The organism is Laceyella sediminis, from assembly GCF_003003125.1.
In the GTDB taxonomy this organism is placed as follows: domain Bacteria; phylum Bacillota; class Bacilli; order Thermoactinomycetales; family Thermoactinomycetaceae; genus Laceyella; species Laceyella tengchongensis.
On the sequence record NZ_PVTZ01000027.1, the window covers coordinates 1 to 6,039 of the forward strand.

Annotated in this window: 7 protein-coding genes; all 7 read left to right on the forward strand. The window is 39.2% G+C overall.

What is annotated here, in order from left to right; all coding sequences use genetic code 11:
- Positions 1-367: 367 nt before the first annotated feature.
- A complete protein-coding gene (locus CLV36_RS16585) occupies positions 368-922 on the forward strand; it encodes an asparagine synthase-related protein (RefSeq protein ID WP_106343382.1) in 555 nt (184 codons plus the stop codon).
- Positions 894-1,154 (forward strand): PqqD family protein, encoded by a 261-nt coding sequence (locus CLV36_RS16590; protein ID WP_106343383.1) that lies wholly within the window; start codon positions 894-896, stop codon positions 1,152-1,154. The genes CLV36_RS16585 and CLV36_RS16590 overlap by 29 nt, the downstream gene beginning before the upstream one ends.
- Before the next feature lie 48 nt (positions 1,155-1,202).
- The gene (locus CLV36_RS16595; RefSeq protein ID WP_106343384.1) at positions 1,203-2,942 is read left to right on the forward strand and encodes an ABC transporter ATP-binding protein; all 1,740 of its coding nucleotides are present in this window, start codon (positions 1,203-1,205) and stop codon (positions 2,940-2,942) included.
- A gap of 370 nt (positions 2,943-3,312) precedes the next feature.
- Positions 3,313-4,851 carry a DUF4244 domain-containing protein gene (locus tag CLV36_RS16600; RefSeq protein ID WP_281257268.1) on the forward strand — a complete coding sequence of 513 codons (1,539 nt, stop codon included), beginning with the start codon at positions 3,313-3,315 and terminating at the stop codon, positions 4,849-4,851.
- A gap of 19 nt (positions 4,852-4,870) precedes the next feature.
- Positions 4,871-5,245 carry an immunity 22 family protein gene (locus CLV36_RS16605; protein ID WP_106343386.1) on the forward strand — a complete coding sequence of 125 codons (375 nt, stop codon included), beginning with the start codon at positions 4,871-4,873 and terminating at the stop codon, positions 5,243-5,245.
- A gap of 367 nt (positions 5,246-5,612) precedes the next feature.
- Complete coding sequence (locus CLV36_RS17490) at positions 5,613-5,831, forward strand: hypothetical protein (RefSeq protein WP_106343387.1); 219 nt, start codon at positions 5,613-5,615, stop codon at positions 5,829-5,831.
- A 107-nt stretch (positions 5,832-5,938) separates the two neighbouring features.
- On the forward strand, positions 5,939-6,039 hold a 101-nt coding region (locus CLV36_RS17955; RefSeq protein ID WP_146130665.1), incomplete at its 3' end, for a phage holin family protein.

A 6,039-nucleotide genomic window follows, 5' to 3' on the forward strand; every position in this document is an offset into this window, starting at 1 on the left:
CATTTGATTTTGACTTCAACCGTTCGAGTTTAGTTGAAAAAGGGTGAAAAAGCGAGCTTAAGATACACTCTGTCCAAAATTAAGGGGTTAATCCGCACATGGATTTTATCGTTTTTTCGAATTAGTAGCAGAGGAATGTGAAAAAGAGGGCATTTCACTATGTTCTAGTGGTTACTTTGGTGATACTATTTTCGGACCGGGCGAAGATTGGGACGTAAATTGGACAACTGTATTTTCTTCCCTCTCATTGAATAGAGCTATACGTTACCTGTGGGAGAGTGTTGGTACTCCTTATGTCAAAACAGAAAAGGCGAATCATCCGAGATATTTATGGTATAAGCATTTTTTATCAAAAGGTAGCAATAAAATGATAGATGGTGGGATCATAACAGCTGATCGACGCTCAGTTAATAATAAAGAAGAAATATTTTATCGCTCTTTTGATAACGAAACAGATGCGGTTTTAGAAAACGGCTTATTTGCCAAACATAATATTTCATTATTTCATCTCTTTGCTTCGCGTGAGTTGATGGAATTTTCTTTACGCATTCCGTTGCCTTATCGAATCATTCCGAGTGGGGGGCAATGGTATCCTAAGCCGTTATTACGGCTTGCTTGGAAAGAACAACTGCCTGAACAGGTTTTGCACAGAAATCATCGGCAAGTAATGGGAGCATTTATCGAGAAATGTATCCTTCAAAATAAGGAGCAAGTTGAGAACTATCTAGGGAAGGATTCATTCCTTGCCTTATTTCAAATCATTGACCCTGAAAAGATAAGTGAATTAGTCAAAAAACCGAAGCTATTAACTCAGTCCGCTATAGGGCTTAATATTTGCCTGATGGTAGAGTTTTGGCTCCGTTATTTGGCGAATTGGAAAGGAGAAGAACGAGATGCCATACCAAGTTTCTCCACAGTTTAAGATAACAGAGCTTTATGGAGAATGGTCTTTGATGGATACAAAGCAAGGGCTTTATTATGAGTTGAATGAATCGGGAAAAATTATTTTAGAATCTTTACTCCAAAGTCAAACTGATCGAGGTGCTTTGCTTTTTGCGGTTCAGAAACTTAAGGTAGAAGCTGTTGATCTAAAATCTCACTTTGAAAGTTTTAAGCATACCTTAATTGACAAAGGAATAATCAAACGAGAATAAAATATGTAGGGTTAGAAGGCAAGATAAATTTTAGTGAGGAGAAATCAGATGAAAGAAAACACTTCGCTTATCCGTCGTTTGGTAATGTCTCGATTTAAATATATTGTGATTGGTGCACTATTTACGGTTGTTACTGTTGGAATTCAAGTTTTGACACCTTGGTTTATGAAGAGAATTGTTGATGAGGCGATTCCAGAGAAAGAAATTGGATTGTTGGTCTTTTTGATAACAGCCATTTCTTTTTTCCCTTTCTTATCGGCTGCCTTAATTTCTATTAGAAATCTATTTTTACATCGCATTGGTGGTCATGTTACCGACTATCTGCGACGTAGTTTGTACACAAAATTAACCCGGCTATCTCCTAAAACGTATAATGACTTTAAGACAGGGGATATCTCAGCCCGTATTTATAGTTGTGGGGAGATCGGGGATATGTATATTACTCAAGCGGTTATTCCCGCTATTTTAGATGTTTGTCTGTTTATTGGCATTGTGATTGTAATGTTTAATCTTAATTGGGAGCTGGCCGTGTTAGCTGTAGGGATTTTGCCGTTTTTGTACCTTCTTTCTCAGTTTATAGCAAAAAAGGCAAAGTCCCTTACTGGCCAAGTCATTAATCTCCAACAAGAAATGAATATCTATTCTGCTGAGTTTGTGACGGGATTAAAAACTGTTCAGATGTTTAATCGAGAGGAAAGTGAACGGGATTACCTTACAGATTGGATTAAAAGTTACCGTAAAACAAGAAATCGTGCGGCCATCATAGATGGGTTATCAAAACTAACAGTCGATTTCGGTAAGGCATTGGGACTTGGTTTAGTCTTTGCTTATGGGGCATGGAAAATTTTTTATGGAGAAATTACGATAGGTTCTCTACTAGCATTTACAGTTTATTTTCCTCAGTTGTTTGGCACGTTACAAAGTGTCCAATTTGCCTATATCCGTTGGATTAACATTCGTCCGAAAATTCAACTAGTTGAAGAGATATTGAATTTGGAAGATGTAGTAACGGATAAAGTACATAAGGCTCCATTAAAAATAAATGGGGATATTCAGTTTAGTAATGTGTCATTTTCTTTTCAAAAAGGGCGTGGACAAGTCAGGGATATCAGTTTTCACATTGCAAAAGGGGAATTTATAGGCATTGTTGGGCCGTCTGGTGGAGGAAAAAGTACGATATTAGACCTGTTAATGAGATTTTATGATCCGGATTGTGGTGAAATCAGAATCGATGGTATCAATGTACAAGAAATTTCTCTTCATGATCTACGAGATCAAATCGGGATGGTGTCTCAAGATGTTTTTCTTTGGAACAGATCGATTAAGGACAATTTATTATATGCTAAGCCTGATGCAACCGAAAATGAAATAAAAGAGGCTTGTCAAAAAGCGCAAGTGTGGGATTTCATTCATGGTCTACCAGATAAGTTGGATACAGTTGTAGGTGAACGAGGAGTTAAATTATCAGGTGGTGAGAAACAACGAATTGGAATTGCTAGAGTTTTATTAAGGAATCCTAATGTCCTATTGATGGATGAGCCTACATCTGCATTGGATGCCAATACGGAAGCATTACTTCAGGAGCAATTAGAGTTGCTTTTTAAAGACAAAACGCTGATTGTTGTTGCCCATCGGCTTGCTACGATCCGAAATGCTGATCGAATTTTCGTTGTAAAGGATGGTGCTATCGAGGAATCAGGGACACATCAAGAATTAATGGAAAAACGTTCTATTTATCATCAATTGTATACAGAGCAATTTCAAGATTCGTTGAAGGGAGGGGATTAAGATGCCAACATGTGAAATGTGTGGAGGATCGGGAAAAACGAAAGATGGCAAAAAATGTCCAAAGTGTAATTGTCATGGGGGACAGATAAATAAAAAAACAAACTTGGAAGGGAATTTTCTCTTCCTTTTTTATATTTATATGTAGCAGTAATAGTAGTAGGGATTGTGGATATGTGGATAACCAATACTTTCCTACGCGGATCTAAATAAAGACTCTGTGGATAAACTGTTTATAAAGAGTTTTATTTATCCACAGGGATGTGAATAGTTTAGCTGTAACTAATTCTTTGAAGCATCTAACATTTTTGCTCTCCTAAATATTATAGACATAATATAATGAATATTAGGTCTGTTCATTCTTTGATGGTAGGTGAAGGTCTATTTGAATAGTCTCCTCTCGCTTTTGTGTAGAGCATTGAAGAGTCGAAAGGGTTCTTCGACGATGGAGTATGTGATCATCATTGCCTGTGGAATGGCTTTGGCTCTTTTGTTGAACCAAGTGATGGCCAGTGCAGAAGTGCAAGGATCGCTGAAAGACAAAATCATACAGGTGCTTACAGGGCAAAACATGTCTGTATCAATTGATGCAGATCAGGTTAAAGAAGATAAGCACGATCCATTTGAGAAACCAAAGTTTATTACTGATCTGACTGCGCTCAAAAACAAGTTCAAAAAACGATTATCTGAAGCATGGGAAAACGTGAAGAACAAAGAGCTGGGGGAAGTTACACAGTCTTTATGGAATAAAACAACCAATGCTTTAGATCGGGCGTGGCAATGGGCAAAAGAAAATAAAGAAGCCGTTGCTTCAGGAGCTGTGCTTGTTGCTGGAATTGGTCTCTTACTAATCCCAGGATTGGAACCATTGGGACTCATGCTGTTGGCCAACTGGGGTCTCTCGTTTGGCTTTGGAACATTACTTAATGGTGGCAAAGTAGATAAGACGGTGATGTTGGGAGCGGCCATTGGCGGTGCGGCTGGCGCAATTGGTAGTGGAGCGGCGAGTGCATTTTTTGCTGGCTTAACGAAGTTGGCACCGGGATTGGTAACACGTTTTTCAGGCCCAATCATTAGTAGCGGGAAACAGATTCTTGGTAGAGCGCCTGCTTTTGTCCAACGTATGGTAGGTGGGCTCTTTAGTAAAGTAGGTGCAATGACGGCAACGGAAGGGGCCATCACAAGCGGAGTGGATGACTGGTTAAGGGGGAAAGAGCTTAACTGGAAACGGGCCATTCTCTCTGGTTTGGCTGGAGCCACATTGGTCGGTTTTGCTTTTGGTACGTACCCACTGGTACAACCGCTTATCAACAAAGCGACGGCTTCGATTGAAAAGCATGCAGGCCCGGTTATGGCAAAGATCAATCAACTTCCAATCCCCACTTTAGAAGCGTTTGAAGCAGTAGGGGTTGGAAAAGTCTCCAGCCATAAAACTATTGGGGATACAGAGTTTGGCACATGGTTGCAAAGGTTTACTTCTAACGGTAATCGTAATCTTAATTCAGTTCCAACTGTAAAGAATGGAGAATTTAATAGATGGTTTAATTCGTTAACACCTGATGAATTTGATCAAGTATGGTCTGATCCTAGCTTAAGAAAGACTATTGAAAGTAGGCTCAGACATCCTGGTGGTTTACATGAGTGGTTATTGGTTTCCCGAGCTCCTACTTTTAAACGGTGGGGTGTAACGGCAGAACAAATTAAAGAATTACGAACTACAATAAGAGATGTAAAGTTTGTTAATCCACAGGGAGCACATGGAAGAAAAGGATCTACAAGGGCTCATAATGAATTATTAGAGATTATTGATTCCTCAACGGATTATACTATGTTCAAGAGACGGCTCCAAAACTGGGCTAATTATAGGTTAGAGGGTGGGGCTCAATCATTACCGAGGGGACTTAGACCGTAAAAGCTAAGGAGAGAGTATTATGAAGAAAGAAGGATTTGTATCATTGTTTATTGGTAACTCCGATTCTTATGAGGAACTTCAAAAATATGTTTTGGTTAGTTATACAGAAGACGGGGATGCAATACCTTCCAAGTTTGAAAAAGACTTTGGCATTGAGTACTATGATGAGGATTTTAGAGAAGTTGAATTTTACAGTCAATCATCTAATGACTTACGTGTTCTGCTTGAAGGCTTTTCTTATGATGAGGAAATTGCTCCGGAATTTATTGATATATGTGGTGAGCGTTTAGACCAAGAAGTGAACTCAGTCATTTTACTTTATAACTTTCAATACGATAGAAAGGTAGATAAAACAAATCAGTTTAAGTTTTTGGGGACTGTACAATATAAATAATTAAACGTCTTGAATGAGGATGTTCTAATAGTAGATCAGAACGAAGTCTAATTTTGTTCAAAAAATGTTCAATAAAAATCTGGCGAGATGAGCGAAAATGAGGGCCATTTTCGAGGGGAATGAGGCTTCTAACAGACCTTCTAACAAACCTTCTAACAAACCTTCTAACAAACCTTCTAACGTGCGGCATTGTTCGGGGGTTATTCGGGTTAACCGAGATTGGCTGAGTTGGCGGTTTGTTTGGATTTATTGGCCCTTGTTACCCGCTATTTCGGCAGTACGCATAACTCGAAAACCGTTGTGCGGGAATTACCCGTACCGTGGGTTCGAATCCCACTCTCTCCGCCAAACATAAAGGGTTCCGCGATTGCGGAGCCCTTTTTATTTTGCCGATGATAATCTGTCGGAATTAATTCAAGTGGCAACCGATATTGTTCAGCGACATGTTCCTGCCCCTCCTCCTGATCCGAAAGAGGTGTTTTGTGAGAAGGTTCCTTCTATGAACTTTGATCAGTCTTCTTCATTGGAAGAATTGAAATCAATATTAAGCAAGCTGAAGGCGGCTTTACTGGATTTTTATCAGTAAGTCGCTTTTTCATGTTTTACAGAGGTTGTACGATGCAGATTATTGAAAACTGGAGTGAGTTTATTTTTAAATTTTCTGTTGGGGTCGTAGGTGGATTGGTGGCCTAACTGTATGGGGGGTGGTCAAATTCATTAAAGGCTCTGTTGATTTTTGTAGTGATTGACTATGTGAGTGGCTTTTTCGCGGCCTGTAAAGAAGGGAAGTTATC

Coding starts and splice junctions, on each gene's coding strand:
- CLV36_RS16605 (WP_106343386.1), top strand. CDS start 4,871: ATGAAGAAAGAAGGATTTGTATCATTGTTTATTGGTAACTCCGATTCT.
- CLV36_RS16585 (WP_106343382.1), top strand. CDS start 368: ATGATAGATGGTGGGATCATAACAGCTGATCGACGCTCAGTTAATAAT.
- CLV36_RS16595 (WP_106343384.1), top strand. CDS start 1,203: ATGAAAGAAAACACTTCGCTTATCCGTCGTTTGGTAATGTCTCGATTT.
- CLV36_RS16590 (WP_106343383.1), top strand. CDS start 894: ATGCCATACCAAGTTTCTCCACAGTTTAAGATAACAGAGCTTTATGGA.